At 66.5% G+C, this 26,598-nt stretch carries 30 protein-coding genes and 2 pseudogenes; 12 read left to right on the top strand and 20 right to left on the bottom strand.

The window, feature by feature from the left end; all coding sequences use genetic code 11:
• Positions 1-3 precede the first annotated feature (3 nt).
• Positions 4-891, top strand: a complete 888-nt coding sequence (locus AAHH99_RS24430; RefSeq protein ID WP_418771021.1) for a cyclopropane mycolic acid synthase family methyltransferase — start codon at positions 4-6, stop codon at positions 889-891.
• Here AAHH99_RS24430 and AAHH99_RS24425 read toward each other — a convergent pair.
• The 3 genes from AAHH99_RS24425 to AAHH99_RS24415 all read right to left on the bottom strand — a co-directional run bounded on the left by AAHH99_RS24425 (position 888) and on the right by AAHH99_RS24415 (position 3,489).
• Positions 888-1,127, bottom strand: coding sequence for a DUF1660 family phage protein (locus AAHH99_RS24425; protein ID WP_418771020.1), 240 nt, complete (start codon positions 1,125-1,127; stop codon positions 888-890). The two genes, AAHH99_RS24430 and AAHH99_RS24425, sit on opposite strands and share 4 nt — an antisense overlap.
• A complete protein-coding gene (locus AAHH99_RS24420; RefSeq protein WP_418771019.1) occupies positions 1,124-2,959 on the bottom strand; it encodes an MFS transporter in 1,836 nt (611 codons plus the stop codon). The genes AAHH99_RS24425 and AAHH99_RS24420 overlap by 4 nt, the downstream gene beginning before the upstream one ends.
• A 152-nt stretch (positions 2,960-3,111) precedes the next feature.
• The gene (locus AAHH99_RS24415) at positions 3,112-3,489 is read right to left on the bottom strand and encodes a thiol-disulfide oxidoreductase DCC family protein (protein ID WP_418771018.1); all 378 of its coding nucleotides are present in this window, start codon (positions 3,487-3,489) and stop codon (positions 3,112-3,114) included.
• Positions 3,490-3,533: 44 nt separating this feature from the next.
• Here AAHH99_RS24415 and AAHH99_RS24410 point away from each other — a divergent pair, with 44 nt between their 5' ends.
• Positions 3,534-4,484 carry a threonine ammonia-lyase gene (locus AAHH99_RS24410; RefSeq protein ID WP_418771017.1) on the top strand — a complete coding sequence of 317 codons (951 nt, stop codon included), beginning with the start codon at positions 3,534-3,536 and terminating at the stop codon, positions 4,482-4,484.
• 19 nt (positions 4,485-4,503) lie between these two features.
• Here AAHH99_RS24410 and AAHH99_RS24405 read toward each other — a convergent pair whose 3' ends face one another.
• Positions 4,504-5,970 (bottom strand): peptide MFS transporter, encoded by a 1,467-nt coding sequence (locus tag AAHH99_RS24405; RefSeq protein ID WP_418771016.1) that lies wholly within the window; start codon positions 5,968-5,970, stop codon positions 4,504-4,506.
• Positions 5,971-6,191: 221 nt separating this feature from the next.
• On the opposite strand from AAHH99_RS24405, the gene AAHH99_RS24400 reads away from it, so the two are divergent.
• Together AAHH99_RS24400 and AAHH99_RS24395 are read left to right on the top strand one after the other, a co-directional pair.
• On the top strand, positions 6,192-7,547 hold the full coding sequence (locus AAHH99_RS24400; protein ID WP_418771015.1) for a DUF7159 family protein: 1,356 nt from the start codon (positions 6,192-6,194) through the stop codon (positions 7,545-7,547).
• A gap of 308 nt (positions 7,548-7,855) precedes the next feature.
• The gene (locus tag AAHH99_RS24395; protein ID WP_418771014.1) at positions 7,856-8,605 is read left to right on the top strand and encodes a L,D-transpeptidase; all 750 of its coding nucleotides are present in this window, start codon (positions 7,856-7,858) and stop codon (positions 8,603-8,605) included.
• On the opposite strand, the gene AAHH99_RS24390 is transcribed toward AAHH99_RS24395, so the two are convergent.
• The 6 genes and pseudogenes from AAHH99_RS24390 to AAHH99_RS24365 all read right to left on the bottom strand — a co-directional run bounded on the left by AAHH99_RS24390 (position 8,602) and on the right by AAHH99_RS24365 (position 11,840).
• Complete coding sequence (locus AAHH99_RS24390) at positions 8,602-9,291, bottom strand: sterol desaturase family protein (protein ID WP_418771013.1); 690 nt, start codon at positions 9,289-9,291, stop codon at positions 8,602-8,604. The two genes, AAHH99_RS24395 and AAHH99_RS24390, sit on opposite strands and share 4 nt — an antisense overlap.
• Complete coding sequence (locus AAHH99_RS24385; protein ID WP_418771012.1) at positions 9,288-10,010, bottom strand: FadR/GntR family transcriptional regulator; 723 nt, start codon at positions 10,008-10,010, stop codon at positions 9,288-9,290. Before AAHH99_RS24385 ends, AAHH99_RS24390 begins: the two co-directional genes overlap by 4 nt.
• A gap of 52 nt (positions 10,011-10,062) precedes the next feature.
• Entirely contained in the window at positions 10,063-10,434 is a 372-nt protein-coding gene (locus AAHH99_RS24380) for a nuclear transport factor 2 family protein (RefSeq protein WP_418771011.1), read from the bottom strand.
• A gap of 11 nt (positions 10,435-10,445) precedes the next feature.
• Positions 10,446-10,865, bottom strand: coding sequence for a lipoprotein LpqH (locus AAHH99_RS24375; protein WP_418771010.1), 420 nt, complete (start codon positions 10,863-10,865; stop codon positions 10,446-10,448).
• An 88-nt stretch (positions 10,866-10,953) separates the two neighbouring features.
• Positions 10,954-11,055: pseudogene (locus AAHH99_RS24370) on the bottom strand (peroxidase); the annotation flags it as partial.
• An 8-nt stretch (positions 11,056-11,063) separates the two neighbouring features.
• Positions 11,064-11,840, bottom strand: a complete 777-nt coding sequence (locus AAHH99_RS24365; RefSeq protein WP_418771009.1) for a helix-turn-helix domain-containing protein — start codon at positions 11,838-11,840, stop codon at positions 11,064-11,066.
• 111 nt (positions 11,841-11,951) lie between these two features.
• On the opposite strand from AAHH99_RS24365, the gene AAHH99_RS24360 reads away from it, so the two are divergent.
• Complete coding sequence (locus AAHH99_RS24360) at positions 11,952-12,242, top strand: hypothetical protein (protein WP_418771008.1); 291 nt, start codon at positions 11,952-11,954, stop codon at positions 12,240-12,242.
• Between the two features lie 235 nt (positions 12,243-12,477).
• Here AAHH99_RS24360 and AAHH99_RS24355 read toward each other — a convergent pair whose 3' ends face one another.
• Positions 12,478-13,767, bottom strand: coding sequence for a cytochrome P450 (locus AAHH99_RS24355; protein ID WP_418771007.1), 1,290 nt, complete (start codon positions 13,765-13,767; stop codon positions 12,478-12,480).
• 249 nt (positions 13,768-14,016) lie between these two features.
• On the opposite strand from AAHH99_RS24355, the gene AAHH99_RS24350 reads away from it, so the two are divergent.
• The gene (locus tag AAHH99_RS24350; RefSeq protein ID WP_418771006.1) at positions 14,017-14,583 is read left to right on the top strand and encodes a hypothetical protein; all 567 of its coding nucleotides are present in this window, start codon (positions 14,017-14,019) and stop codon (positions 14,581-14,583) included.
• On the opposite strand, the gene AAHH99_RS24345 is transcribed toward AAHH99_RS24350, so the two are convergent.
• Positions 14,580-15,059 (bottom strand): hypothetical protein, encoded by a 480-nt coding sequence (locus tag AAHH99_RS24345; protein ID WP_418771005.1) that lies wholly within the window; start codon positions 15,057-15,059, stop codon positions 14,580-14,582. The genes AAHH99_RS24350 and AAHH99_RS24345 overlap by 4 nt on opposite strands.
• Positions 15,056-15,673 (bottom strand): DUF2867 domain-containing protein, encoded by a 618-nt coding sequence (locus tag AAHH99_RS24340; protein WP_418771004.1) that lies wholly within the window; start codon positions 15,671-15,673, stop codon positions 15,056-15,058. Before AAHH99_RS24340 ends, AAHH99_RS24345 begins: the two co-directional genes overlap by 4 nt.
• A gap of 57 nt (positions 15,674-15,730) precedes the next feature.
• Here AAHH99_RS24340 and AAHH99_RS24335 point away from each other — a divergent pair, with 57 nt between their 5' ends.
• Positions 15,731-16,282 (top strand): TetR/AcrR family transcriptional regulator, encoded by a 552-nt coding sequence (locus AAHH99_RS24335; protein WP_418771003.1) that lies wholly within the window; start codon positions 15,731-15,733, stop codon positions 16,280-16,282.
• A gap of 45 nt (positions 16,283-16,327) precedes the next feature.
• On the opposite strand, the gene AAHH99_RS24330 is transcribed toward AAHH99_RS24335, so the two are convergent.
• The 4 genes from AAHH99_RS24330 to AAHH99_RS24315 form a co-directional block, all read right to left on the bottom strand.
• Positions 16,328-17,461, bottom strand: a complete 1,134-nt coding sequence (locus tag AAHH99_RS24330; protein WP_064425504.1) for a nitronate monooxygenase — start codon at positions 17,459-17,461, stop codon at positions 16,328-16,330.
• Positions 17,462-17,507: 46 nt separating this feature from the next.
• Positions 17,508-17,864, bottom strand: a complete 357-nt coding sequence (locus AAHH99_RS24325; protein ID WP_418771002.1) for a VOC family protein — start codon at positions 17,862-17,864, stop codon at positions 17,508-17,510.
• A 91-nt stretch (positions 17,865-17,955) separates the two neighbouring features.
• The gene (locus tag AAHH99_RS24320; RefSeq protein ID WP_418771001.1) at positions 17,956-18,732 is read right to left on the bottom strand and encodes an HAD family hydrolase; all 777 of its coding nucleotides are present in this window, start codon (positions 18,730-18,732) and stop codon (positions 17,956-17,958) included.
• 12 nt (positions 18,733-18,744) lie between these two features.
• Positions 18,745-19,821, bottom strand: a complete 1,077-nt coding sequence (locus AAHH99_RS24315) for a diacylglycerol kinase (protein WP_418771000.1) — start codon at positions 19,819-19,821, stop codon at positions 18,745-18,747.
• Between the two features lie 77 nt (positions 19,822-19,898).
• Between AAHH99_RS24315 and AAHH99_RS24310 the strand changes: the two genes are divergently transcribed.
• Positions 19,899-20,633, top strand: coding sequence for a glucose 1-dehydrogenase (locus AAHH99_RS24310; protein ID WP_418770999.1), 735 nt, complete (start codon positions 19,899-19,901; stop codon positions 20,631-20,633).
• A 125-nt stretch (positions 20,634-20,758) separates the two neighbouring features.
• Here AAHH99_RS24310 and AAHH99_RS24305 read toward each other — a convergent pair whose 3' ends face one another.
• On the bottom strand, positions 20,759-21,145 hold the full coding sequence (locus AAHH99_RS24305; protein WP_418770998.1) for a PaaI family thioesterase: 387 nt from the start codon (positions 21,143-21,145) through the stop codon (positions 20,759-20,761).
• Between AAHH99_RS24305 and AAHH99_RS24300 the strand changes: the two genes are divergently transcribed.
• The 4 genes and pseudogenes from AAHH99_RS24300 to AAHH99_RS24285 all read left to right on the top strand — a co-directional run bounded on the left by AAHH99_RS24300 (position 21,144) and on the right by AAHH99_RS24285 (position 24,769).
• On the top strand, positions 21,144-22,463 hold the full coding sequence (locus tag AAHH99_RS24300; protein ID WP_418770997.1) for a competence/damage-inducible protein A: 1,320 nt from the start codon (positions 21,144-21,146) through the stop codon (positions 22,461-22,463). The genes AAHH99_RS24305 and AAHH99_RS24300 overlap by 2 nt on opposite strands.
• Before the next feature lie 47 nt (positions 22,464-22,510).
• Positions 22,511-23,217 (top strand): annotated as a pseudogene (locus AAHH99_RS24295) (2OG-Fe dioxygenase family protein).
• Positions 23,218-23,291: 74 nt separating this feature from the next.
• Complete coding sequence (locus AAHH99_RS24290) at positions 23,292-23,519, top strand: hypothetical protein (protein ID WP_418770996.1); 228 nt, start codon at positions 23,292-23,294, stop codon at positions 23,517-23,519.
• Positions 23,520-23,563: 44 nt separating this feature from the next.
• Positions 23,564-24,769 (top strand): enhanced intracellular survival protein Eis, encoded by a 1,206-nt coding sequence (locus tag AAHH99_RS24285; protein WP_418770995.1) that lies wholly within the window; start codon positions 23,564-23,566, stop codon positions 24,767-24,769.
• Positions 24,770-24,781: 12 nt separating this feature from the next.
• Here AAHH99_RS24285 and AAHH99_RS24280 read toward each other — a convergent pair whose 3' ends face one another.
• Together AAHH99_RS24280 and AAHH99_RS24275 are read right to left on the bottom strand one after the other, a co-directional pair.
• Positions 24,782-25,705 (bottom strand): alpha/beta fold hydrolase, encoded by a 924-nt coding sequence (locus tag AAHH99_RS24280; RefSeq protein WP_418770994.1) that lies wholly within the window; start codon positions 25,703-25,705, stop codon positions 24,782-24,784.
• Positions 25,706-25,742: 37 nt separating this feature from the next.
• Positions 25,743-26,591, bottom strand: coding sequence for a hypothetical protein (locus tag AAHH99_RS24275; RefSeq protein WP_418771126.1), 849 nt, complete (start codon positions 26,589-26,591; stop codon positions 25,743-25,745).
• Positions 26,592-26,598: the final 7 nt, after the last annotated feature.

The following is a 26,598-nucleotide window of genomic DNA, read 5'->3' as shown; positions in this document are numbered from 1 at the left end:
ACCGTGCCAGAAAAAACCACCGATACCGCCCAGGACCTCACGCCGCATTTCGAGGATGTGCAGTCGCATTACGACTTGTCCGACGAGTTCTACCGGCTGTTCCTGGACCCGACGCAGACCTACAGTTGTGCCTTCTTCGAGCGCGACGACATGACCCTCGAGGAAGCCCAGCTCGCCAAGATCGATCTATCGCTGGGCAAGCTTGGCCTGCAACCGGGTATGACGCTGCTCGACATCGGATGCGGTTGGGGCGGGACGATCAAACGGGCGTTGGAGCGCTACGACGTCAACGTGGTGGGCCTGACGCTGAGCAAGAACCAGCAGGCGCACGTGCAGAAGGTGCTCGACGGTATCGACAGCCCCCGCAGCAAGCGGGTCCTGCTCCAGGGTTGGGAGCAGTTCCACGAACCGGTCGATCGCATCGTGTCGATCGGCGCGTTCGAGCACTTCGGTCGCGACCGCTACCCCGAGTTCTTCAAGATGGCATACGACGCGCTGCCCGCCGACGGAGTGATGATGCTGCACACCATCGTCAAGCCCGACGACGAGGAGTTTGCGGAGCGCGGTCTGCCGCTGACGATGACCAAGCTCCGGTTCTTCAAATTCATCATGGACGAGATCTTCCCCGGCGGGGATCTGCCCCAGCCCGTCGCGGTCAAGAAGCACGCGACTCAAGCAGGGTTCAAGGTGGGCCTGGTCCAGCCGTTGCGGTTGCACTACGCCCGCACGCTGGACCACTGGAGCGCGGCACTCGAGGCCCACAAGGACGAGGCGATCGCGATCCAGTCCGAAGAGGTGTACGACCGGTACATGAAGTACCTCACCGGCTGCGCCGACCTGTTCCGCGAGGGCTACACCGACGTCTGTCAGTTCACCCTGACGAAGAGCTAACGGCGCCGCAGGGCCCGCCATAGCCGCAACGGCAGCAGCCCGAGTAGAGGCGCGCGCTTCCCGAGGTCGTCGGTATCGCGCTTGTTGAACGCTTTGGCGTATCTCCGCGCGTCGTCGGCGGTGGCATATTCCTTGGCGCCCTGCGCATCGCCACAACGCTCGCACTTCCACCGCATGATGCGGCCGTCAGCGCGGAACGTCGGATTGTGCCCGAATATGCTGCAGCCCAATGTCATTGCTGTGACGTTTCCGGTGGCATACCGACCTTGCCACGGGGATGTCGGGCGATTCGGTTCTCCGCCAACGCCGCCCGCATCGCCTTGCGAAACTCGCCGGGTCCCCAATACCGCGCACCGACCGCCCTGTGCAGTTCACGTACGGACATCGGTTCGTGCTCGCTCACCGCGCGCGCGATGGTTTCGATCTCGTGGTCGAGCGCCGACTCGGGCACACCGGGCGTCGGCGGCTCACGCCATGCCCCGTACCAGCCGGCCGCCGGGCCGGGCCGGTAGCGCCGCGCCTGGCCGGCTGTCCGCTCACGTTCGGTGCGCTCAGCGATGCGCGCCTGGCGGGCCGCGCGTTCCTCGTCACGCTCCGAAGGCGCTTCGGACTTTTCCTCGTCTTCGTCGGCGGTCGTCAGCGGCATGGCGAGATCTTCGAGTTTCTGACCTTCGGCCTTCACACCGAATATCAGCTCGACGACGCCCCCGACGGCCATCACCGCCGCCCCGATCAGGAAGCTGACCGCGACGAGCCCGCGATCGCCGGATTCGATGAGTTGGCCGAACAGCAGTGGTCCGGTGATACCGCCGATGGCCGTGCCGACCGCGTAGAAGAACGCGATCGCCAAAGCCCGCGTTTCCATGGGGAAAATCTCGCTGACGGTGAGATATGCGGCGCTGGCTCCGGAAGAGGCAAGGAAGAAGCACACACCGAGCACGGTCATGAAGACCCACACGCCGCCCGACTGAGACACGAACAGCACGATCAGCGCCACCGCGACGGCCGCCGAACCCAGATATGCGAACGCGATCATCGGTTTTCGGCCGATCGTGTCGAAGAACCGACCGAGCACGATCGGGCCGGCGAAGTTGCTCAGCGCCCACAGCGCGTAGAAGATCGGGACGGTGCCCGACGCGACGTCGTAGAAGCCACTCAGCAGGGTTCCGAGGTTGAACGTGAAAGCGTTGTAGAGGAACGCCTGCCCGATGAACAGCGCGAGGCCGAGCACGGCACGGCGGGGATACTTCGTGAACGCCACGTGGGCGATCTCCCGGAACGGAATCGCCTTGCGCTGACGCACGGTCAGTGTGCCCTCGGGTTCTTCGAGGGTCTGCCCGGTCTCGCGTTCGACCTCGCGCTCGATCTCGCCGACGATGCGTTCGGCTTCGTCCTCCCGACCGTGGATGAACAACCACCGCGGGCTTTCCGGGACGTTGCGCCGCACGACGAGAATCACGAGGCCGAAGATGGCGCCGATACCGAACGCGATGCGCCAACCGATGTCGGCCGGGAAGATCGCGGTGTTCAACAGCACCAGTGCGCCTGCGGCACCGCCGGCGGCGCCGAGCCAGTAGGAACCGTTGATGATCAGGTCGACGCGGCCACGGACACGCGCGGGGATCAACTCGTCGATCGCGGAGTTGATCGCGGCGTATTCACCGCCGATACCTGCGCCGGTGAAGAACCGCGCTATGTAGAAGTACCACGGCGCGAACGCGAAAGCCGTTGCCACCGTGGCGGCGAGGTAGACCGCGAGAGTGAGCAGGAACAGCTTTTTGCGGCCGAGCCGGTCGGTGAGCTGCCCGAAGAACAAGGCGCCCAGGCACGCGCCGGTGATGTAAATCGCGGCGGCGATGCCGATTTCACCTGCGGTCAACTCGATCCCGCTGCCGCTCTCCGTCAACCGAGAGGCGACGATGCCGACCATGGTGACCTCGAGGCCGTCGAGGATCCACACCGCGCCGAGTCCGATGACGACGCGCCAGTGGAATCGCGACCAGGGCAACCGATCCAACCGGCTCGGAACCTGCGTGGTGATCGTGCCGGTTTGCACCCCAGAACTCATCGGCAGCCTCCTCGACCCTGGCCCAATCGGCTAGGGAGTACCCAACTTGTCGAAAAACATCCGGAGGCGGCCGAAGTCCGCCTCAGGCGAGGAGGCTTCGCTGGAGGAGCAGCGTGTCAAGCCATCGGTCGTGCTTGAAACCGACCGCGGGGTCAACAGCCGGCAGGATGCGATTCGCAGTACGGCGTCGTACCCGGGAAGCGGTGGCGATGACCGGCGACATAGCGGTACACCGCGTCCTGCAACGCACGGATCCCGGGGATCCGGTACACGAGGAGCGGGATCCGAGTTCCCAGCGCGGCCGCCAGTGCGGCGTTCACCGCCTGTGCGCCGTCGTACACATCGCCGGACTGGTCGTGCCACCGCGCGACGTCGAGGATCCGTGACTGGGGGATGCCCAACCGTCCGGCGACGCCCTCACCCTGCAGCGGCGCGGTTCGCAGATCGCCTGTTCGGTTCATCTTCAGGATGAAGTAGACGGCGCGGGTGCACATCCCGCAGTTGCCATCGAAGAACAAGGTTCCGGCCATATCGCTATTGTCTCTCCGGTTTCCCTGCGGTGCACACTGGTGGGGTGGAATTGGTGACGCTCGACGACATCGAACAGGCGGCCGCGAGGATCCGGGCCTTCGTGCTGCGTACACCGCTGCTTCCCGCCCCGTGGGCCGGTGACGACGACCGGCCGTTGTGGGTCAAGCCCGAGAGCCTGCAGTCGATCGGGGCTTTCAAGGTGCGGGGTGCGTTCAATGCGATCGGCCACCTCGACGAATCCGTACGCACCAGGGGAGTGGTGGCATATTCGAGCGGGAACCACGCGCAGGCGGTGGCCTATGCGGCGGCGGTGTACGCGATACCCGCCCACATCGTGATGCCACAGGAGACGCCGGATGTGAAGGTGGCGGCCACTCGAAGCCATGGGGCGACAGTGGTGTTGTGCGGTGCGGGACAACGGGAACGGGTCGCCGCCGATGTCGTCAAGGAGACCGGCGGTGTCCTGATACCGCCGTTCGACCACCCCGACATCATCGCCGGACAGGGCACGATCGGGCTGGAGATCGGCGAGGATCTGCCGAGCGTCGAGACGGTACTGATACCCGTCAGCGGCGGCGGCCTCGCCTCGGGGATCGGTACGGCGATCAAGGCGATGTGCCCGGATGCCAAGGTGATCGGGGTCGAACCGGAACTGGCCGCCGACACCGCCCAGAGCCTGAGCGTCGGACATCGCGTCGACTGGTCCATCGAGGACCGCAACCGCACCATCGCCGACGGTTTGCGCTCGCAGCCATCCGAATTGACCTTCGCCCACCTGCAGCGGGTGCTCGATGACGTCGTCACCGTGACTGAAGACGAAATTCGTTCGGCGGTACGCGAACTCGCTCACCATGCACATCTGGTGAGCGAACCCAGCGGAGCGGTCGCGCTGGCCGCCTACCGCAAAAGGCCGACCCCGGCGGGCCGTACGGTCCTCGTCCTCTCCGGCGGCAACATCGAACCCGCCCTGCTGCAGGAGATTCTGGCCGGTTAGGCGTGCGCGGACGCCGCGATCAATGCACCCCCTCCATATGGCGGCTGATCCACGGCGCGAGCGCGAACACCACCACACCGGCCGCGACCGCGACTGCACCGATGATCCCGAAGTAAGCGAACTCATGCGTCGCCTTGTAGTAACCGGCCAACACACCGGACATCGCCGTGCCGATACCGACCGAGAAGAAGTACAGCGCCATCATCTGGGCCCGGAACGCTTCGGGCGCAAGCTTTGTGGTCGCCGACAATCCGATCGGTGACAGCATCAGCTCACTGATCGCGAACACCGCCATCACACCGACGATGTACAGCGCGGGCACCGCCCGGCCGGTCGTGCCCGCCATCGGCAGAAACAGCAGGAACGCCACGCCCATCCCGATCACGCCGTACGCGAACTTCCGCGGGGTCGTCGGGGCGCGGTTGCCGAGCCTGGTCCACATCGCCGCGAACAGCGGTGACAGCGTGATGATCCACACCGGCTCGATGGAGCCGATCCAATTCGACGGCGCGGTCCACCCGAAGATCGACCAGTTCATTCGCTCGTCGGAGTACACGGCGAGCACGGTGAAGATCTGCTGAAACAGCGACCAGAAAACGGCGTTCGCCACGAACAGCGGGATGAACGCGCGCACCCTGACGCGTTCGACGGTCGTGACGCTGGCGCTGGTCAGCATCACGACGAAATAAGTGACCGACGCCGCAACCAGGACACCGGTGGTGACATGCGACAGGTTCGCCAGCGTCACCACGCCCGTCGCGCACACCATGCCGATAACCACCACCCCCGCCAGCGCGATGGCCGCTAGCCGACCGATTGCGCTGCGCGGCAGGGGATTCGGTACGTTACGGCCGTGGTCGCCGAGATTGCGGCGGAAGACGACGTACTGTGTCAGGCCGAGGGCCATTCCGATTGCGGCGGCGCCGAATCCGTAGTGGAAGCCGACGTGGGTCTGCAGCAATCCGGTGATGAGCGGACCGACGAAGGCGCCGAGGTTGATACCGAGATAGAACAACGTGAATCCGCCGTCGCAGCGCGGGTCGTCCTTGGCGTAGAGCGTGCCGAGTAGGGACGACGCGTTGGCCTTCAGCGCTCCCGAACCGAGAGCGACGAGCACCAGCCCCACGGTTACACCCGCCAGGTCGGGGATGACGGCCAGGGCGATGTGGCCGAACATCACCACGACGCCGCCGTAGAAGACGGTGCGCTCCATGCCCAGGACCCGGTCGGCGATCCAACCGCCGAGCACGGTCGACAGATAGACCAGTCCGCCGTACGCGCCGACGATGCCGGTCGCGGTGCTCTGCGGGAGACCGAGGCCGCCCGCGGTGACCGAGTAATAGAGGTAGTAGCCGAGGATCGTCAGCATCCCGTAGAAGGAGAACCGCTCCCACAGCTCCACTCCGAACAGGTTCGCCAAGCCGATCGGGTGACCGAGCAGCGTGCGACCGCTGGGCCCGCCCTCCGTCTGCTGGACTCCTGCCATGGGTCTTCACATTGCCACGGCGACGCGTGCGCCGCGCCCGATGGCGAACAATCGACCTGGCAAAGCTGCTCGGCCTTCTCTTACAGGAGGTTCAGCGGCGCAGCACATTTCGATTCCGGCCCGTGGCAGCAGCTTTTACCGCAGCGCCCACTCCCCGGGGAGGCGGCGGTCCGTCGTGCTGTTACGGTCACCCCGGTAAGTGGACGTCCGAAGGGGTATGAGTGGACGCCGTACTCGGCTTGTCGGTGACACCGTCGGCCGTCGGCCTTGTCCTCGTCGAAGGGCAGGACGCCGACGGCGCAACCGTCGACCGCGAAGCCATTGAGATCCTGCCGACCCGTCGGTCGTCTCCGCGACACGCCTCCGATGAGGCTGCCGCCGCGGTACTGCGCACCGAAGCGCTTGCCGCCAGCCGCGGTCACCGATTGCACACCATTGGTGTGACGTGGAGCGACGATGCCCAAGCCGAAGCGTCGCTGCTCCTTCGATCGCTACGCGAATGCGGGTTCGACAACGCGGTGGCGGTGCAACTGCCTGAGGCGTCGGAGGCCTTGGCGTGGGGTGTGGCCGAGTTGATCGGCAACGAGGTCACCGCGGTGTGCGTGATCGAGTACGACGCGGTCATAGCGCTGGTCGTCAACACCCACGAGGGGGCCGTGCAGACCGCGGTCAACCACTCGATCGACAGCGAAGAATCGTTGATCCGCTGGTTGAACACAGTGTTCACCAGGGTCGACTGGCGGCCCGAGGCGTTGGTGCTGGCGGGGTCGGGCGCGGATCTGGACGCGATCATGCCCCGGCTGGAGACCGTGTTGTCGGTGCCGGTGTTCGCGCCCGCCGAAGCCGAGTTGGCCCTGGCGCGCGGCGCTGCGCTCGCGGCGGCCGACAGCGGTCCGTCGATGTTCGACGCCGAGCAACCGCTCGAGCGCGCAGGCAGCCAGCCTCGACGGCAGCCCGCCCATGCCGGGCCGCTGGCCATGCTGGCCGCGGGGACGGTCACATTCGTCGTATCGGTCTCGGCGGCGATCAGCATGCAGCTGGCGCCGGACAAGGACACCACGCCCGCCGAGCCGAGCCCGGCCGCCAAATCGTCGCCCGATATCGCCGCAGCGCCCGCGCCCGGCCCGGCCGTTACGCCTGTGCCCGCGGCACCGCCCGCACCGCCACCGGCCGCGATTCCGGCGCCGCCGGAGGAACCGCCCGTGGCCGTCGTCGACGTCCCCGCAGCGGTGGAGGATCCGCTGCCCGCCGCACCGCCACCTGAAGGACCCTTCGCGCCGGTGCCGGGGCCGCCCGCGCTGCCGCCGGAGTCGATGGCTCCTGGTCTGGTGCCTGCAGAGCCCACTCCGGTGCCCGAGCGCCGAGGCTGGTTGCAGCGGATCAGGGACCGGTTCTCCGACGTCGGCGACAACGACCCCGCGCTACAACAGGCACCGGCACCTCCGCCCGTCGATCCCGCGCTGGCTCCACAGCCGGGGGCACCGCTGCCGCCGCCACCGCCCGAGGCGATTGTCGCGCCAGGGCCCGTGGACGTCGCACCCCCGGCCCCGGAACCAGCGCCGCTGCCGCCTGCCTGACTCGCCGATCGCGGATGGGCAAATCCGCGACTCAGGCCGTGTGACGCGGCCTCGGCGGCCGTGCTGCCCACCGGTGTTGCGGACCGCGACACGGTGGTGTGCTGGGCGCATGTGGACCCGCCTGCGGCCGAGTTTGCCGCCCGCTGACCATCTCGCCGCCTCCGCTCGGGCCGAATCGGTGTGAAACGTTCTGAGCAGCGTGTTCGATAACGGTTGTGAGTGCGGTATCCGCCTGTGCTGTGACATGCACGCGCGGGTCCGCCTTGCGATTGCCGGGGGAACTCCACGAGACGACTTAGGATGAAAGTGTGCTGAAGCTACGAAACCTGCTCGCGGTGGCGAGCCTCGCGGTGCTCACCGTGGTCTCCGCCCCGACAAGTTCAGCGGGCATCGCAACGCCCAACGCCGTAGCCAGCATTCAGCCTGCCGGCCAGACGGTCGGTGTGGCGCATCCGATCACCGTGACGTTCAAGCAGCCCGTCGACGACCGGCAGGCCGCCGAGCGCGCGTTCGGTGTGTCCGCGCCGGCGATGCCGCTCAGCACCCAACAGGGAACTTTTTCCTGGCTCGATGACCGCGTGCTGCGGTGGACTCCGGACGAGTTCTTCCCGGCGCATTCCACCATCACGGTGACGGCTGGCGATGCCAAGGCCAATTTCCAGACGGGCTCCACGGTGCTCGCGGTCGCCGACATCGATGCCCATACCTTCACCGTCAGCGTCGACGGCGAAGTCATGCGCGAGATGCCCGCGTCGATGGGTAAGTCGGGCTTCGCGACACCCAAGGGTTCGTTCACGGTGCTCGAGAAGCAGAGCCCGGTGATCATGGATTCCCGCACCATCGGCATTCCGCTGGACGATCCCGAAGGCTACAAGCTCACCGTCTACTACGCCGTCCGCATCAACTGGGGCGGTGTGTACGTGCACTCGGCACCCTGGTCGACGGGATCGCAGGGATACGAGAACGTGAGCCACGGCTGCATCAATCTCAGTCCCGACAACGCGGCCTGGTACTACGACATGGTGAGCATCGGCGACCCGGTTATCGTCCAGGCTTAATCGCCGGACGCACCGACCGGTTGCGCATCGGCATGCAAGTTCTTCACGGTCGGTGAGTTGTGCACCGCGGCCGGGTCGGGATAGGTGCCGAGCACCCTGTCGGCAGTCCCCGAACTGGTCACGGTGAACCAGTAGTGCTCGTTCTTGAAGTGATGATGCCGGTGGTTGCGCCAGATCGACCGATACAGAGCGGTTTTCGGTTTGTAGTCGCTGTGGATCAGGTAGTGCGTCCACTCGTAGACCAGCCCGAGGGTTCCGATACAGACGAGGTATGTAAGCCCCATACCCAACCGCGGGAACGCCAAGAGGCCGACCGCGACCGTCAACGGCAACACCCACGCGGCCAACGACTTCCACGGGATGAAGATCAACGGGACATCCCGCGGATCGCTGTGGTGCGCGCGGTGCTCTCGCGCCAGCAGAGGGTCGACCGTCAACGGGCCCAGCCGTTTCGGCTTCCAGTGCAGGACGAAGACGTGGATGATCCACTCGAAGAACGGAAACAGCGCGAGCATCACCACCGGCACCATCGCATCGGTGAGCTGCCAGTCGCCGACAGCGATACGGGCTATCACCGCGGCGACGAGGGTGGCGCCGATCATCGAGGGGGAGGGGTGTTTCCAGAATTGGCGCAGCGCATCGGTGAGCGTGAAGTCCTTGCGTGCGCGCCGTGTGGTCGTGGTCATCGTTGATCCTTCAGATTGTCGAGGGCGTCCAGTAGCGCTGCTGTCGCCGGTTCGAGGAGGTCCTGGGCGGCCCGCCGGGCCCGCGACGGATCGTGCGCGGAGATCGCGTCGGCCAACTCGCGGTATGCGTGTGGCCTTCCAACCTCGGCGGCCATCACGGTGGCCAAGGCGGGAAGCGCCGGTTCGTAGGTGGCCCGCAGCGTGTTGTACATCAGCCGGAACGCGATCGAGTCGGCGCCGTCGACGATGTGGTCCCAGAACGCCAAGGCGTGGCGTTGCTGCGCGACGGGATCGTCCTCGACGGCCAGATCTCGCAGCGTCTGATCGAGCGCTTCGGCCAGATCGGGACCGCTGCGTTCGGCGGCGAGTTCGGCGACCTTGGGCCCGTTGTGCAACCGCGTCTCCAGGATGCTCCTGACGACGGACGGGTCGAGTTCGCCGGCTCGAATGAGCAGCCGTGGAAGGAGATCCAGACCCGCGTGGCGCCGAAAGTCGCGCACGGTGGTCGCGTCACCCTGCCGCACCTCGACCAGACCCGCTGCGGTGAGTCGCTTGAGCGCCTCGCGAACGGCGGGCCGGGAGACGCCGAGGACCTCGGCCAGTCTGCGCTCGCTGGGCAGGGACTCGCCGGGTTGCATCTGCCCGCTGAGCACCTCGGACACGATCTGTTCGAAGACGTCCTCGGGCACGGAGCGCCGATTAACCGGTTGCAGGGCCATGTGGCCAGCCTGCCACCGGACAGGACAGAGGTCAAGTGGTCAGACCAGTGGATCAGGCTCCCGCCAGTCGCTCCTTCATCGTCTCGGCCAGGCTCAGCGTCGCCGACAACGGGCGCACCATCACGGTGAGCTCGCTGATGGCCCCGTCCTCATCGGTTCGAACGAAATCGCAGCCTTCGATGTCTTTTTCGCCGACTTTCGCCTGGAACACCAGCGCGTGGTCCCGGGCGTCGGCCGCTCCGATCTCGCGGACGTAACGGAAATCCTCGAAGACCTCCATCACCGCCGCGAGGATCGTTCGCAGCGCATCGCGCCCCTCGTATGGTGTGAAGACGACGGGGCTGCGGAACACGATGTCGTCGCGGCACAGCGCGATGACGGCATCGAGATCCCCGGACTCGACCGCCCGACGAAACTCATGCACGACGCAGACCCTCAGCAGTTGGCTTCGATGCGGAAGGTGGCCGTCACCGCGTTACTAGGGTTGTCGGTGAACGAACCATCCGCTGACCCAGTGATGGTGAACGTGCCACCGTTACCTTCGACCTCGGCCTCGCCGATGTTTCCCTGCCAGAAGTTGCCGGTGAAGCCGCCGAAGTCGTGGAAAGTCACCGACTCGACGGTGACCTTGTCTCCGGTGCCGACGTTGGCCGTGAAGCCCTTGTTCTCGTCGGGGGTCTCGATCGTCCACAGCCACCCGGACTGAGTGCATGACACGGCGTGCGGTCCACCGGTGCTCTCGCCGTTGATGGTTACCTTCGCAGTCGTCCCACCGAGTGCCGCGGGCGGTGTGGAGCAGCCCGCGACCCCGGCACCGAGAATGACCGCCGTCGCCGCAACGAGTCGGATGTCCATGACGCCAGACTCTATTGGTGTTTGCGGCCGCATATGCGCGGTTCGGTCGACTACCGATCCGGCGTGTTCGCGTAGTTGGCGGCCGGAACCCCGTGTACTCGGGATTGGGTGGGACCGACAGCGCGGTGCCGATCCGGATGGTCGCGCCGATGAACGCGGCGATCGCGATGCCCTCCAGGATTCGATGATCGCCGGCTCTCACCGCAAGGCGGCTGCGGTGGCCTCGTCGGCGGGCAGGAACGCCTCGATCGAAAGCTCGGCGGCGGTGAGGTCGAGTGCGGTGCCGAACGTCGTCACGGTGGACAGGAAGGTCAGCAGGCGTCCGTCCGGTGTGGAGAGCTCGAGCGGTACCGCCACGCTGCCCAGATCCGATGAGCCGTCGGAACCGCCGGGGTAGGAATCGATTTCGGCCAAGAGCGACGACAGCTCATCGGAGCCGCTCACCGCGACCTCACGCCGAAGGCGCTCGATGAGGTGGTGCCGCCACTGCGCGAGGTTTCTGATCCTGAGGGCCAGGCCGTCGGGATGCAAGGCGATGCGCAGCGCGTTAGGTCGTTCGAGCAGTTCTGGTGCGACACCATCCATCAACACTCCGGCACCCTCGTTGGCCCGCACGATCTGCCATCCGCGGTCCACCACGACACACGGAAAAGGATTGTAGGCGAACAGGACTCGATCGATACCGGCCCGGATTGCGGCCATGTCCGGGTCATCGAGGGACCGCTCGGGGTGCACCGGCGCCAAACCTGCCGCCATCAACAGCTGGTTCTGCTCACGACGCGGCACGTCGAGCACCTCGGCCAGTCGCAGCACCATCGTCCGGCTCGGCGTGGATCGTCCGGTCTCGATGAAGCTGACGTGCCGGGGCGACACATCGGCGGCAACGGCGAGATCGAGCTGGCTGAGCCGTCGGCGGCCACGCCACTGCTTCAACATCGCGCCGAACGTCTGGGTCTGCACAGCCGCGAAGGTCATGGTGGCCAGTGTGACCGCACACGCGCGCCGGTGCCACTACCTGGTAGGTAATTGCGCCGGTTACCTCAGGACGGCAGCGTTGTCAGTGTCATCGAACAGAAGGAGGCAATCATGGGGGCACTGCCCGCGACGACGACGCCCATCCCGCGGTGGCTGCGCTTCGTGCTGATCTCCGACCGCGCCGGGTCGGCGTGGTACATCGGTGCCGGCTTCTTCTTCGCGCCCGTGCTGGCGGTGCTGTCGCCGTGGCCGGCCGTCACCACCGTGCTCTGGATCGTCATCGGCCTCTTCGGATTATGGCTGGGCCTGCTCGGCATCGCGATGGCGACCGGTCTGGCCATGGTGCTGAAGTCGAACGGCGAGATACCGGACGAGTACTGGCGCTCAATCATCAATTACTGATACGCGGTGGGGCCCGGACGGGACAGACCGTGGGGTAAGGCGTGCCCCCGATGGACAACTCACGGTCCGGTCTTGCGAACAAGACCCGGCTTGGTAGTCGATCCCGTCCGGGTGGAACCAGGCACCCGTCTCTTTCAGGTGCCGACGTGACGGTATCGATGCGCTGCCGCCCGGCGCGTCCGCCGATCGGACCCTTCTCCGGTGGAGAGGTGTGTCCACCGATCGGGGGACAACGTCACGGCGCGGGCTCGCTGCGCGCGCCGACCGGCGCCCGCCCACTGACGGCCGTGTTCGCGCCGACGTAGTCGACCTGCCAGTGTTTGATGCCGTTGAGCCACCCGGACCGGAGCCGTTCGGGTGGGCTCAGCGGCCGCAGGTTCGGCATCTCGTCGGCGACCGCGTTGAAGATGAGGTCGATCGTCATGCGGGCCAGGTTCGCACCGATGCAATAGTGCGCACCCGTGCCGCCGAATCCTACGTGCGGGTTGGGATCTCGCAGGATGTTGAAGGTGTAGGGGTCGTCGAAGACCTCTTCGTCGAAATTGGCCGACCGGTAGAACATGACGACCCGGTCGCCCCTCTTGATTTTCACGCCCGACAACTCGGTGTCCTCGAGTGCGGTGCGCTGAAACGACGTCACGGGGGTGGCCCAGCGCACGATCTCGTCGGCGGCGGTGGCGGGCCGTTCCCGCTTGAAAAGTTCCCACTGGTCCGGGAAATCGGTGAACGCCATCATGCCCTGGGTGATCGAGTTCCGCGTCGTCTCGTTGCCCGCCACCGCCAGCAGGATGACGAAGAAGCCGAACTCGTCGTCGGTGAGTTTGTGCCCCTCGACGTCGGCCTGCACGAGCTTCGTGACCAGATCGTCGCCCGGGTTCTTGCTACGCTCGGCGGCCATCTGCATGCCGTACATGATCAGCTCGACCGACGCGGCCGTGGGGTCGTTGCGGGTGTACTCCGGATCTTGGTCGCCCACCATCTGGTTGGACCAGTGGAAGAGCTTCATCCGGTCTTCCTGCGGCACACCCATCAGCCCCGCGATCGCCTGCAGTGGAAGCTCTGCCGACACCTGCTCGACGAAGTCGCCGGAGCCCTCGGCGGCGGCGGCCTTGACGATCTTGGCCGCGCGCTCGCGCAGTTCGGCGCGCAGTGATTCGACCGCGCGCGGGGTGAACGCACGCGAGACGATCTTACGTAGATGCGTATGGTGCGGGGCGTCCTGATTGAGCAAGACAACCTTGCCGCCCTCGAGCGATTCGGGATCGGCCTCGTCACGATAGCGCGGCAGCGCGGTCTTCTTGTTACTGGAGAAGATGTCGCTGCGTCGCGAGATCTCCTTGACGTCCTTGTGCTTGGTGACCACCCAGAAGCCGTCGTCACCGAAGGCCAGATTGCCTTTCGTCTGTTCGTTCCACCAGATCGGCGCCACCTTGCGCAGCTCGGCGAGTTCGTCGACCGGCAGGCGTTCGGCGTAGATATCTGGATCGGTGAAATCGAATCCGGGCGGAAGGTTCGGAGTCGGCATGGCTGCATCCCTCTATGACGTCGTCTAGTGCCCTCACCGCCTTGCTACACCACAGTTAGGGGCTGGTGAGGCGGGTTCGGGAAAGTACGACGAAAAGAGAAGTGGAACGTGTTCTCTGCGGCGCGTTAATTGACCTCTTGGTCACGACGAGCACTCCTGTAACAATTCTGCGAAACTGTTCGAACCAACAGTGACGCCGTCGAAGGGCCGGTGCTCGGTCTTAGACGGTAACCCGGAAAGGGGGCAGCGGTGAGGATCATCATCAACCCGAAGAAGCTTTCGCTGCTGGGCGCGGGATTCGCAGCCGCAATCATGGCCGCTGCGCCCCAGACCCTCGCCGAACCCGCCGCGCCCGCTCCTGCGCCAGCGCCCCCCGCGGCGCCCAACAGCGCGCCGGTCCTGGAAGCCGCTGCGCCGGCGCCCGCCCCGCCACCGTTGGCGTTGACGCGCCCGGCGCCCGCGGTACCGCCGCCCGCGCCTGAAGGCGCTGAAGCACCGGCCACCCCACCCGAGCCTGTCCCGCACCTCGCGAGCCCGGAGACGCTGCCGCCGGGGACCGTACTTGATCCGACCGGCCGAGGACACGAGAGTCCGAACGTCAGCTACCTGAAGGACTTGTGGCACGCCGTCCAGAGGCAGGAGATCAGCGGTAAGGAAGCGTTGATCATGGGTCTCGCACAGCGCGGTATGAACACGCCGATTCCGGACCAGAACCCCGGACCCTACGTTCCGGTCGCGCCGGAGCCGCCCGCGCCCGCGATACCGCCCGCGCCCGCGATACCGCCCGCGCCTGCTCCACCGGCACCGGCGCCCTAGCGGCAGGCCCGTTCGAGAAGCGACCGGACCGTCTGTACGTGCGAGGTCTCGATCGTCGCCCACAAACCGCGCACGATCGCATTGTCGTGACGGACGAACGTCGCGAACGACAACCCGCCGTTCTCGCGACGCAGGACCAGTTCTGCCGGCATTCCGATCCGTGAGTGGGCCCCGACGACCACAGAATCGGCGTCCCAGTCACGGATATCCCACCCGAGTATTGACGCCGCCGAACCCGGCAGACGTAGCTTGAGCCCGATTGCCGACCACGCCGACAGCAGCCGGATCCGGGTGTGCAACGGGGCGTCCTCCAAAACCGTTCGCAGCCATTCTTCGGCGTTGCGCTGGAGCGGATGCTCGATGCCGACCTCGAAGGCGTCGGCGTAGTCGATGCGCCCGAGTGCGCTGGAGGTGAGCAACGCTTCGGATGGAGAGATCTGACGAACACGGCGATCGGCGGCGTGCGTTCGTGTCATGGCGACCTACTTTCGTGTCGTGTCGCTCCCGGCCTGCTGCGCCACAGTCGGCCGATGTCGCGCAGCATCAGCGGGTAGACGACCAGGTGGCGGAGGGGAGCGATTGCGCGCAGATACATCCGGCCCATCACACCGTTGGGCCGGACCAGCACCGCCATCTGTCCGCGGTGCACACCCGTGGCGTCGACGACCCAGCCGATGTGCAGCACCCCGTGGACGGTCTGATTGGCGATCTCCATCGCGAACTCGTCACCGATGCGATACAGGGGCTGGAAGTGAGCGTCGTCAACGTCGAGTTGCGTTGCGGTCGAACGTAGTTCGGGGGTGATCCGGTCTCGCAAGGTAGGAACGCGTGCCCCCGTGCCCGCCTCTGGCGTGTCGAGCGCAAATAACCTGCCCAGCGCCCACCGGGCTGCGAACAGAAAGCGCACGACGGGGGAGGTCCGCGCGGGATCGAATGTGCGCCACAGTGTCACGAGTTCGTCGAAGTCGTCGCGCCGTCCCGGTGTCGGCAACGCCCAGACGTCGAGAACCTCGAAGCCCTCGGCGATTTCGTGGATCCGCCAGGGCCGGGCGACATGCTCGATGACATCGAGCCGCGCACCGTCAAACATACATCACTGTATACTTGAATTCGTAACGCCGTCAAGGCCCTGGCAGAGAGGACAGGAATGGTCGCTCAAATCCGCACACCACGGAACGGGTGGATCGACGCCGGACTCGAGGCGTTGGCAGCGGGTGGGCCGGATGCCGTTCGGGTGGATCTACTCGCCAAAGCGTTGGGCGTCACGCGTGGCGGCTTCTACTGGCACTTCACCAATCGACAGGACTTCCTCGACGCCCTGTTGGAGTCGTGGGAGCAGCGGAGCACCGACGACGTGCTCGCACGCGTCGAGTACGAGGGTGGAGACGCCAGGGCAAAGGTCCGCAAGGCCGGTCTGCTCACGTTCTCGAAGGAACTTCTCCCGGTCGACCTGGCGGTGCGTGACTGGGCCCGCCGCGATCGCGAGGTGGCTCGGCGCCTTCGTCGTGTCGACAACCGTCGGATGGAGTATCTGCGCACTCTCATAGGCACTTTCGTCGACGACGCCGCCGACGTCGAAGCCCGCGCGATGCTCGCCTTCTCACTGGCGATCGGAGGTCACTTCATCGCAGCCGACCACGGCGGACTGACCAGACGGGAATTGGTGGAACGGGCCACGCAGCGACTTCTCACCGAGTGATTTCGGTGTCGCTTGTCGCGCTCAGCGCAGCGAACCGCACCGAAATCAGACCGAGGCGGCCTCGTTGATCTCGTCGAGCCTGCCCGTCGCCTCGAGGTACTCCTGCACCCAGCGCTCGATTACCGTCGCGGTCTTCTCGACCTTGCTGAACTGCCCGACGACCTGACCGATCGGGTTGAACGCCACGTCGACGGACTCGTTCGGGTACTTGTGGGTGGCGGCCACCGCCATCCCGGAAACCATGTACTGCAACGGCATTCCGAGCGGCTTGGGGTTGTTGGGATCCTCCCACGCCTCGGTCCACTCGTTGCGCAGCATCCGCGCGGGCTTACCGGTGAACGACCGACTGCGCACGGTGTCCTTGCTGGTGGCCTTGACGTACGCGGCGTGCTGAACCGGGGTGTTCTCCGACTCTTCGACCATCACCCACTGCGAACCCGTCCAGGCGCCTTGTGTCCCGAGCGCCAGCGCCGCCGCGATCTGCTCACCGCTGCCGATGCCGCCGGCGGCCAGCACGGGCACCGGCGCGACCTCCTTGACGACCTGCGGCCACAGCACGATCGAGCCGATCTCGCCGCAGTGCCCGCCGGCTTCGCCGCCCTGGGCGATGATGATGTCCACGCCGGCGTCGGCGTGTTTGCGCGCCTGCGACGGCGAACCGCACAGCGCGGCGACCTTACGGCCTTCGTCGTGGATGTGCTTGATCATGTCGGCGGGGGGAGTGCCGAGCGCATTGGCGATCAGCGTGCACTTCGGATGCCGCAGCGCGACCTCGACCTGCGGTGTGGCAGTGGCCTCGGTCCAACCAAGCAGTTGCAACGCGTCGTCGTCGCTGTGGTCGACCGGGACGCCGTGCTCGGAGAGGATCTTCTTGGCGAAGTCGATGTGCTCCTGCGGGACGAGATCGTTGAGCGTCTTCTTGAGCACCTCCGGATCCATATCGGCGGAGTCCATGCCCTCGTACTTGTTCGGGATCACGATGTCTACGCCGTATGGGTGGTCTCCGATGTTCTCGTCGATCCACTTGAGCTCGATCTCGAGCTGTTCCGGGGTGTATCCGACGGCGCCGAGCACGCCGAAACCGCCGGCCTTGCTCACGGCGACCACCACGTCGCGGCAGTGGGTGAACGCGAAGATCGGGTACTCGATGCCGAGGTCGTTACAGATCGGGGTGCGCATGCCTGCTCCTTGGTGGTGGGCTGCTCAAATTGAAACGTGTTCTAGTTTAGTACGCGCCAAGGTCCTGTACGAAAGAGACCTCGTTACCGTCGGGATCGACGACGTCAACGACCTTTACCAGGTCGGCGATCACGACGACCTCTCCGGTGTCGATATCCAGCTGCCTCAGCTCGGCGATCTGCGCGTCGAGATCGTCGACTCCGATCCGGACCGCCGATCGACCAGCCCGCGTGTGGTCCTCGATGAGCTGCAGCCACGCGGTCGCGGCGATCTGCCACTCTGCGACGCCTTCGATCGGCTCAAGGTCGGGGCCGCGCCCCATCAGCTGGTAATACCAGGACAAGGCTGCGGCAAAATCGCCGGTGGCGACGACCGCCGCGACGTCGTTGAACGTTCCGGCCACGGCCCAATCCTTCGCCGAGACTTCGCTTTATGACGGGATTCGGCCGAAATACGTCAGAAAGCGCAGGCTCGGCGCGCCGGGAGCAACGGTGTCAGTCGTAACCGATCAGCCTCCGGAACGACACCCGCCTGCGGTTGCTCGCCCCCTCGACCTGTAGCACCGGCCATCCGCGCTCGGCCGCCATCGCGGCGAGACCGGGGCGCGGGTTCACCGGCCGCGGATTGCCGACAAGAGCCATCAGCACCGAGTCCTCGTCGCCGTCGGCATAGAAGTAACTTCGATGCAGTTCAACATCATTGGCCTCGCAGAAACGCTGCACCGCGGTCGATTTGTTGGCGCCCCAGATGACGGGCTTCATGATTCGCCCGGTGAGGAGGCCGGCTTCGTCGACCTCGAAGTGGTTGCACAACACGTGGTCGATACCGGTGAACCGGGCGACGGGCTCGGCGTGGATGGTCAGCGCCGAGCTGCTGAGCACGACGGTGTGACCGCGCTGCTGGTGGGCTTGGACGATCTCGTGCATGTAGGGGAACACGCGCGCCGCCACCCGCTCGACGAAGAGCCGCTCGCCGAGCAGGTCGAGTTCGGCCAGGGACTCGCCGCGCAGGTAACCGGCCGCGCGGGTAAGTAGCCGCTCGAATTGCATGCGGCCCAACCGGTATCGCAGCGACGCTTCGACCACACCGAGTACCTCACCGATGCGCGCCTGTCTGCGACGGATGCGATCGGCGGCGTGTGCCGTGGCCGTGAAGCCGTCGACCAGCGTGCCGTCGAGGTCGAAGAACGCTCCGATGCGGGGACCCTGCGGGCCCGCGGCGACTTCGGCTACAGCGTCCACGGGCTCCGGTACCGCCGACTGCAGGCTCATAACCTCGTCAGCCTACTGAGCCGAGTACAACCCCTTGCCCGTCACGAGCGGCATGTCCAAAGTGGTCCGGATCCCCGGCGCGGACGCCACCACGTCCGGGATCGCGTTGACGATGCGGCCGGCCGCGGCGAGGATCGCCGCGTAGTTGTGGTCGCCATTGCGACTGGTCGGGCAGATGTCCATGACATAGGACGGTTCGCCGGTGATCTCGACGCGGTACGAACCGCCCGGCTGTGCGGGTTGCGCCCAGTCCGGTCGCAGGTCGCCCCGCAACCGCGTGACGTGCTCGACGACGATCGCCGGCCGGCCCTTGACCATGCCCTCGATCAAGAAGCGCACGGCGGCCACCGTGCCCTTCTTGATCGTGCCGACCGCGACGTCGAAGTCCTCGGGGGCAGGCTCCTGTTCGACGGAGTCCTTGATCTCGTCAACCTCGATGCCCAGACCCGCGGCGAGCTGCCGGATCGCGGTGCCCCAGGCGATGCTCAGCACCCCCGGCTGGTACAGCATCGGGAGGTCACCGATCTCGTTCCCGAACCCCATCACGTCGAACATGACGGTGGCGCCGTCGTAGCTCGCGTAGTCGGCGATCTCCATCGTGCGGATCTGTTCGATGCTCTGACACGTTCCGGCGAGCGCGAAGGGGAGCAGGTCGGTCACGAAGCCCGGGTCGACGCCGGTCATGAAGACCGTCGAATTACCCTCTCGCGCAGCGTCTTCGACGCGCTGGATGTACTTGTCGGGGATCACCTGCCACGGGTATTGCAGCACGCCGAGACCGGAGCCGACGACATCGATGCCCGCCGCGAGGATTTTGCGAACGTCGGCCATCGCGTCGGGCAGTCGGGTGTCGCCCATCGCGCAGTAGACGACGCACTCCGGTGCGCCGGCGATGATCGCGTCGAGATCACCGACCGCGGTCACGCCGGTGGTGACGTTGAGGCCGGCTAACTCGCCGGCGTCCTTGCCCAGCTTGGCCCCCGACGAGACCCACACGCCGGTGAGATCGAACCGCGCATCGTCGATGAGTTGCTTCAGTGCGAGGCTGCCGCAGTTGCCGGTTCCGATGAGCGCCACACGAATAGCCATGGCCAGCAGTATGCGTGGTGGCCAGCCAAATTGGAACAGGTTCTAGTTCTGCGTGGGGTGCGGTAGCCTGACGCCCCATGGGACGTGTGGACGACAAGGTGGCTCTGATCAGTGGCGGAGCGCAGGGGATGGGCGCGGCCGACGCCCGTGCACTGGTTGCCGAGGGTGCCAAGGTGGTGATCGGCGACATCCTCGACGAGAAGGGCAAGGCGCTGGCCGACGAGATCGGCGAGTCAGCCCGCTACGTGCACCTCGACGTCACCCAGGCCGACCAGTGGGAGGCCGCGGTCGCCAGCGCGGTGAACGAATTCGGCAAGCTCAACGTGCTGGTGAACAACGCGGGGACGGTCGCGCTCGGGCAGATCGGTCAGTTCGACATGGCCAAGTGGCAGAAGGTCATCGACGTCAACCTCACCGGCACCTTCCTCGGTATGCAGCATTCGGTCGAGGCGATGAAAGCCGCAGGGGGCGGATCCATCATCAACATCTCCTCGATCGAGGGATTGCGCGGCGCGGTGATGGTGCACCCGTACGTCGCCTCCAAATGGGCGGTGCGCGGGCTGACCAAGTCGGCGGCACTCGAACTCGGCCCGCACAACATTCGGGTCAACTCGGTGCATCCCGGCTTCATCCGCACGCCGATGACCAAGCACTTCCCGGACAACATGCTGCGGATCCCGCTCGGCCGGCCCGGTCAGCCCGACGAGGTGGCGACCTTCATCGTCTTCCTTGCCAGCGACGAGTCCCGATACTCGACTGGCGCCGAGTACGTCATGGACGGCGGCCTGACCAACGACGTCCCGCACAAGTAGATCTGGCGCCGAACGTGGGTTACCCGCACGTCGCGAGCGGCGAGAGCGTGACATAACCCCACCCTCGGCCAGGGGTCTAGTCGGCGAGGGGTGGGTCGGCCGGCGGCGGCGCAGTTCGGGTCAGGTCAGTCGACGGCGGCGAAGTTCACCGTCGCAGTCGCTCCGACCTCGTCGTCATTGCCGCGGTAGATGTCGACCTGCACGACCGCCGAACGTTTACCGGTACGCAGGATCCGCGCGACCGCCCTCGCCGGCCCGATCTTGATGGGCCGCAGGTAGCGGATGAACAGGTCGGTGGTGGCGATGGCTTGGCCGAACGGGGTGACTCGAGAGGCGAGTTGGCCCGCCGTCACGTCGGCCATCGTCGCGATCAATCCGCCCTGCAGACCGCCCGCGGTATTGGTGGTCCGCTCGTCGACCGGCATCTCCATCGTCACGGTGCCCTCGGGCGACGGCACCTCCGTCAGGCCGAGTTGGTCGAACAACTCGCGAAGCGACTTTGGCGCGGTCATGGGTAATGACATTACCGCCGTGCGCCTCCGCTGTGGCGGGTGCGTATCGTCGTCAATCGTGAGCGCACGCGCGGGCATCGTCGTCACCGGTACGGAAGTCCTCACCGGCCGGATCCAAGACCTCAACGGACCCTGGCTCGCCGACCGGCTGCTGGAGTTGGGTGTCGAGCTGGCCCACATCACGATATGCGGCGACCGGCCCGGCGACATCGAGGCCCAGCTACGTTTCCTGGCCGCCGAGGGCGTGGACCTCATCATCACCACTGGCGGCCTGGGGCCCACCGCCGACGATATGACCGTCGAGACCGTGGCTCGGTTCAGCGGCCGAGAGTTGGTGTTGGACAACCGACTTGAGGAGAAGATCGCCGACATCGTATTGCGGCTGATGGCACGCTTCCCGGACGTCGACGCCGAGGCCATCCGGGCGGCCAACCGCAAACAGGCCCTGATCCCCGAAGGCGCTGAAGTCATCGATCCGGTGGGCACCGCGCCGGGTGTGGTGGTCCCCGGCATGCCGACAGTTGTCGTGCTGCCGGGTCCGCCACGCGAGCTGCAGCCCATGTGGCCGCTGGCGTTGCAGACCGCTGCCGTGCAGAAGGCGATCGCGGACCGCACGGTCTACCGCCAGGAGATGGTACGGATGTTCGGGCTTCCCGAGTCCGGTCTGGCCGACACGCTGCGCGACGCCGAACGCGAGATCGACGGCTTCGGACGGCTCGAGATCACCACCTGCCTGCGGCGCGGTGAACTCGAGGTCGTCACTCGGTATGAGCCCGACGCCGCCGAGACCTACGCGAAGCTGATGGCTCTGCTGCGCGATCGTCATGGTGATGCGGTGTTCTCCGAGGACGGCTCGCGCATCGACGACCAGGTGGCCAGGCTGCTGACCGGGCGCCGCATCGCGACCGCGGAGTCGTGCACCGGCGGGCTGCTGGCGGCGCGGCTGACCGACCTCGCCGGGTCGTCGGCATACGTCGCGGGCGCGGTGGTGGCCTACGCTAACGACGCCAAGTCCGAATTGCTCGGCGTCGACCCCGCGCTGATCGAACAGCACGGCGCGGTCTCCGAACCCGTCGCCGAAGCGATGGCCGACGGGGCCCTGAATCGGTTCGGCGCGGACACCGCGGTCGCGATCACCGGCATCGCAGGACCCGGCGGCGGAACGAAGGAGAAGCCGGTCGGCACAGTGTGTTTCAGCCTGAAGCTAGCGGACGGCACTGCGGTGACGAGGTCGCTGCGGATGCCCGGCGACCGAGCCGACATCCGCGAGCGGTCCACCACCGTGGCCATGCACCTGCTGCGCCGCGCGCTGAGCTGACGCTCGTGACGTTATCCCGACGTCAGCGGGGGTAATCCCGGCGCGAGATGACACTCGCCCAGCACCGATTGATCGCCGACGGGACGTACTTGGTGGCCCCGGCCGAACTCGATGCGAGCCTCGGCACTGACCGACGGGATTGGGAACGGTTCAGCCGGCATTGGGACGATCTGGTCGTCGACCCGTACGCCGCCGAGCTCGGTACCCAGCGACTGCGCCGCTACGGACACTTCCTGTCCAATCCGATCGACGGCGCCGTTGAACTCCTCAGCCCGGACGCGTTCGTCCAGCCCGAGGCGTCCAACCCGCTCTATGTCGACCGCAGCCGCCACTTCGAACCGTTGACGGAGGCCTTCGTCGATGAGCCACTCCTGCACCGCCTGCTGCGGTTCCTTGGGAAGCGGCCACGATGCTCGAGGAGCGGCGGCGCTGGAGCGTGAAGGTCGCCCCATTTCGGGTTCTCGCCTCGGCATCCGGTGGCGGTGACGCGACTCCAGAGGGGCTGCATCGCGATGGCGTCACGTTGGTGACGTCTCTGTTGATCGGACGCGTCAACGCCATGGGCGGGGCCAGTTCAGTGTTCGATCCCGACGGCCGCGAGCTGTTGTCGACGACGTTGCGTGAGCCGGGCACGCTCCTGCTCGGCGACGACCGTCGTACCCTTCACGGCGTGACACCCATTCGGCCCCTCGATCCGTCCAGACCTGCGCGCCGCGACGTCCTCGTCGTCAAGTTCGCAGCGCCAGACCACTGATGCGGGTCCGACGCCTCCTGCAGCGGTCCCATGCGGATCGGCTAACCTACGGGTCCGACACAGGAGGAGTACCGATGGCGGAGAACGCGCGCGAGGAGATGTCTGAACGCGCCGTAGAGGCCGGATGGCACCGCAGGGACGCGGACCGTACCGACTACTACACGCGCAGCCCGGTGCGTATCCACGTGATCTGGCAGGGAAACGACGCCATCAGCGGCGGCGCGCTGTACCACGACGACATCCTGATGGCCTACAGCCGGGACCTGGCCACGGTGTCCGGCTGGCTGGCCCGCAGCGGCTAAATTCGAGTGCGCCGCGACAGTTCCGTGTGGCAGCGTCGTAGCACGTGCCATCCTCTGATCCAGCGGTAGCGATTCGGTCCGCGACCGACGCCGACTGGCCGGCGATCGCGCTGCTCGACGCGACCAGCTTTGGAACATTCATTCCGCAGGAGGCCTTTGACGCGTGGCGGACGCTGATTCCTGACGGCGGTTCGGTAGTTGCGTGTAATGGAGACGACGTCGTGGGGATGGCGCACTATCTCGATCTGCGGCTGACGGTCCCGGGCGGCGCGGTGCTACCGATGGCTGGTGTCACACTCGTCGCCGTAGCCCCGACGCATCGCCGCCGAGGCCTGCTGCGCGCGATGTACACAGAGTTGCACGGACGTATCGCCGCGCAGGCCTATCCGCTCGCTGGACTCACCGCCAGTGAGGGCGGCATCTACGGCCGATTCGGCTACGGACCCGCGACCATCGAGCAGGAGCTCACCGTCGACCGGCGGGTCGCGCGCTTCCGCGACGACGCTCCCGATCCGGGTCAGGTACGGATGGTCACCGCGACCGAACACCGCGGAGAGCTCGCGGCGATCTATGAGCGCTGGCGGATCGCCACGCCGGGCGGCCTGCTGCGGCCCCGACCTCTCTGGGACGAGTTGCTCGCTGATCGAGAGCCGCATCGACGAGGCGGTACCGCGTGGTTCACGCTGTTGCATCCCGACGGTTACGCGTTGTATCGGGTTTTTGGTGATGATCCGATGTTCGTGCGGGTCGCCGAGCTCACCGCGGTCACTCGCGACGCGCACGCCGCCCTGTGCCGGGCGCTGCTCGGGCTGGATCTGATGGAGACCGTCCGGTTCGCCACTCACCCCGCCGACCCATTGCCCTATCTGCTGACCGATGCGCGGGCCGCCCGCCTCAGCCACCACCAAGACGACCTTTGGCTACGCCTCATGGATATCCCGGCCGCGCTGGAGGCCCGCACATACCGGGCTGAGGTGTCTACGATCCTCGAGGTGTCCGACGGCTTCCGCGGGGACGGCGGCCGGTACGCGCTTGATATCCGCGACGGCCGCGCCCGCTGCAAACGCACCGATGCGGCTGCCGAGGTGCGACTGGGTCACGACGTGTTAGGCAGCCTCTATCTCGGGAGCCATCCTGCATCTGCGTTCGCGGCCGCGAACCGATTGCGCGCGAACGATTTCGGAGTCGTCGTCCAACTTGATGAGGCGTTCGCCAGCGATGTGCCCGCGGAGCTCGGGTTCGGTTTCTGACAGGCCCCGCGGTCAGGGACGCTGGGTCTGGTATTCGTCCCACACCTTCATCGTTGTCTGCAGGATTTCCTCGGCGCGGCCAAGGCCGGCGAGGTGACTCTCACCGGGCATCGTGTACAGCTGGGCGTCGCGGAGCTTCGAGACGACGTGCTCACCGTGACGGAACGGAACGATGTGGTCGGCGTCGCCGTGCCACCACCGGATCGGCACGGTGATCTCATCGAGCCGGAAGCCCCAATCACGGGCGAACACGACGATGTCGGAGAACGGAGCCGCCAACTGCTTACGGCTGCCATTGAGCAGGTCGTCGAGGAACATCGCCTTGATCTCCGGCCGGGCCAGAAGCCGGCGATCGCCCTCGGGTGACACGCGACCGTAGAGGTCGGTGATGGGGGAGGCGACCGGCTTGATAAACCGGACCAGTGCCGAGGCCAGTAGCCCGACCGGGATTCCCGCGTACTGCAGCAGCGGTGCGACGCGTGTGCCTAGGTTGCCCATCAGGCCGCCGTGGATCGCGTCGGGGCCGACCGTGGGCGCGACGCCGCCGATAACGCCCGCGACGACGACGCGGTCGGGCATCGCGGCCGCGCACCCGAGGGTGTACGGACCACCGCCGGAGAGGCCGACCACGGCCATCTTGTCGATGCCAAGCGTGTCGGCGATGGTGCGCAGGTCAACGGCGAAGTCGACGACCCGCTCGTACCGGTGCGGGGTCGAGGACCCGATCCCGGGCCGGTCGAGGCCGATCAGGCGGATGTTCGCCTTCTCCGCATAGATGCGCGCTTCCATCGGTATCTGACGGCGGGCACCCGGGGTGCCATGCAGCCAGAAGATGGCGCGGCCTTGCGGGTCACCGAACTCGGCGAAGCCGATGCGTCGATCCTCACCGACAGCGACGCTGCCCTCGAGCTTGGGGCGGGCGATTGCGACAACCATGGCGAAAGTGTCTCATGGCGTCCGGCCGATCACCCGATTAGGCCACCCGAAACACGTACGACGCGGCGGTGGTGACTCGGTCGTCGACGCCCTCGTCATGCATAACCGCCCGGACCGCAAAGGTGCCATCGGACCCGCGCACCGGTTCGGTCTCGACCCGGAACGGGCCGGCCTTACCGCGCGCCATGAACATGACGTGGCAGGACACCCCGTGAAGGCGGTCGGTCCCCGCGGCGGTGGCCGCGGCGTCGATGGCGGCGGTCTCGAGGATGACGAACTGCGGCCCGACGTGTAGGGCCGCATCGGGCGATGCGACCTCGGCCGAGAGGTCCGGCAGCCCCCAGCGCCCGTCGGACCGACGACGGCCACCGAAGACCTGCCACAGCGGCGGCAGGTCGGGCGAGTCGACGATCTCGAGCGGGTTGGCTTCCATCCGTCCCAGCCCATCGGGCGGGACGCCGATGCTGACGCCCTGCCCCTCGATCAGGGCGAGCACGCGGTCCGGCTTGTCGGCGTCGACGATCTTTGCGCGGCTGTAGCCCATCTGGCGGCCGACCCTCAGTTCCTCGGATACCACCTCGAAGCATCCGACGTCGCGCCCCGGGTCGAGGATTTGGCAGGAATGGATGACCGGGTTCGGCACCGCCTCCAGGTCGGACATGTGGCCGCTCTCGGGTGCCGAGATGCCCAGCACGGCGAACAGCAGCCCACCGGCCGCGTCGCGCATGTCGCGGCGCACGGTGACCGTGTTGTCCTCCTCGACGAGGTCCATCTGCGCGTAACTGCGGCCGATGTACCGATAACTCAGCAGTCCGCCCCAGCGCCTGCGCAGTTCCTCTGCATACTCCTCGGGTGAATCGGACAACTCGCGGATATCGCGCAGCACGCGTACT

This window comes from Mycobacterium neumannii (assembly GCF_048452905.1).
GTDB lineage: Bacteria > Actinomycetota > Actinomycetes > Mycobacteriales > Mycobacteriaceae > Mycobacterium > Mycobacterium neumannii_B.
This window is presented reverse-complemented; position numbering and strand designations above follow the sequence as displayed.

Excerpts from the sequence above, each read along its gene's own strand:
- AAHH99_RS24315 (WP_418771000.1), bottom strand. The coding sequence starts at position 19,821 with ATGGCTATTCGTGTGGCGCTCATCGGAACCGGCAACTGCGGCAGCCTC.
- AAHH99_RS24355 (WP_418771007.1), bottom strand. The coding sequence starts at position 13,767 with ATGCCGACTCCGAACCTTCCGCCCGGATTCGATTTCACCGATCCAGAT.
- AAHH99_RS24305 (WP_418770998.1), bottom strand. The coding sequence starts at position 21,145 with ATGACCGCGCCAAAGTCGCTTCGCGAGTTGTTCGACCAACTCGGCCTG.
- AAHH99_RS24335 (WP_418771003.1), top strand. The coding sequence starts at position 15,731 with ATGGTCGCTCAAATCCGCACACCACGGAACGGGTGGATCGACGCCGGA.
- AAHH99_RS24365 (WP_418771009.1), bottom strand. The coding sequence starts at position 11,840 with ATGACCTTCGCGGCTGTGCAGACCCAGACGTTCGGCGCGATGTTGAAG.
- AAHH99_RS24360 (WP_418771008.1), top strand. The coding sequence starts at position 11,952 with ATGGGGGCACTGCCCGCGACGACGACGCCCATCCCGCGGTGGCTGCGC.
- AAHH99_RS24405 (WP_418771016.1), bottom strand. The coding sequence starts at position 5,970 with ATGGCAGGAGTCCAGCAGACGGAGGGCGGGCCCAGCGGTCGCACGCTG.
- AAHH99_RS24290 (WP_418770996.1), top strand. The coding sequence starts at position 23,292 with ATGGCGGAGAACGCGCGCGAGGAGATGTCTGAACGCGCCGTAGAGGCC.
- AAHH99_RS24375 (WP_418771010.1), bottom strand. The coding sequence starts at position 10,865 with ATGGACATCCGACTCGTTGCGGCGACGGCGGTCATTCTCGGTGCCGGG.
- AAHH99_RS24390 (WP_418771013.1), bottom strand. The coding sequence starts at position 9,291 with ATGACCACGACCACACGGCGCGCACGCAAGGACTTCACGCTCACCGAT.
- AAHH99_RS24320 (WP_418771001.1), bottom strand. The coding sequence starts at position 18,732 with ATGAGCCTGCAGTCGGCGGTACCGGAGCCCGTGGACGCTGTAGCCGAA.
- AAHH99_RS24310 (WP_418770999.1), top strand. The coding sequence starts at position 19,899 with ATGGGACGTGTGGACGACAAGGTGGCTCTGATCAGTGGCGGAGCGCAG.
- AAHH99_RS24415 (WP_418771018.1), bottom strand. The coding sequence starts at position 3,489 with ATGGCCGGAACCTTGTTCTTCGATGGCAACTGCGGGATGTGCACCCGC.
- AAHH99_RS24425 (WP_418771020.1), bottom strand. The coding sequence starts at position 1,127 with ATGACATTGGGCTGCAGCATATTCGGGCACAATCCGACGTTCCGCGCT.
- AAHH99_RS24330 (WP_064425504.1), bottom strand. The coding sequence starts at position 17,461 with ATGCGCACCCCGATCTGTAACGACCTCGGCATCGAGTACCCGATCTTC.
- AAHH99_RS24385 (WP_418771012.1), bottom strand. The coding sequence starts at position 10,010 with ATGGCCCTGCAACCGGTTAATCGGCGCTCCGTGCCCGAGGACGTCTTC.
- AAHH99_RS24420 (WP_418771019.1), bottom strand. The coding sequence starts at position 2,959 with ATGAGTTCTGGGGTGCAAACCGGCACGATCACCACGCAGGTTCCGAGC.
- AAHH99_RS24280 (WP_418770994.1), bottom strand. The coding sequence starts at position 25,705 with ATGGTTGTCGCAATCGCCCGCCCCAAGCTCGAGGGCAGCGTCGCTGTC.
- AAHH99_RS24300 (WP_418770997.1), top strand. The coding sequence starts at position 21,144 with ATGGGTAATGACATTACCGCCGTGCGCCTCCGCTGTGGCGGGTGCGTA.
- AAHH99_RS24340 (WP_418771004.1), bottom strand. The coding sequence starts at position 15,673 with ATGTTTGACGGTGCGCGGCTCGATGTCATCGAGCATGTCGCCCGGCCC.
- AAHH99_RS24345 (WP_418771005.1), bottom strand. The coding sequence starts at position 15,059 with ATGACACGAACGCACGCCGCCGATCGCCGTGTTCGTCAGATCTCTCCA.